Raw genomic sequence first — 206 nt, 5'->3', positions numbered from 1 at the left:
TTTAGCTTTATACCAATCTTAACGAGCACACAATATAAAGTTCCAATCATTATATTCAATTAAATATTCCGCAAATATACTGTATTCAGTTAACTCTGTTTTAACATAACTTATATCATACAAATCATCTGGAAATGTCAGGGAAGAAGGATCGTCTATATAAAAATTATAAACACCACTGTTCGGATCGTCACCAATATTTGAGC

Annotated in this window: 1 protein-coding gene; it reads right to left on the bottom strand. The window is 30.1% G+C overall.

Annotation, left to right across the window (positions count from 1 at the left end; all coding sequences use genetic code 11):
* Positions 1-18 precede the first annotated feature (18 nt).
* Positions 19-206, bottom strand: a 188-nt coding sequence (locus tag V6255_RS19215) for a hypothetical protein (protein ID WP_341629505.1), incomplete at its 5' end; no start/stop codon positions are given.

Source organism: Psychromonas arctica (genome assembly GCF_038155225.1).
Taxonomy (GTDB): domain Bacteria; phylum Pseudomonadota; class Gammaproteobacteria; order Enterobacterales; family Psychromonadaceae; genus Psychromonas; species Psychromonas arctica_B.
The sequence above is the reverse complement of the archived record's forward strand: the minus strand, read 5'-3'. Positions and strand labels throughout refer to the sequence as shown.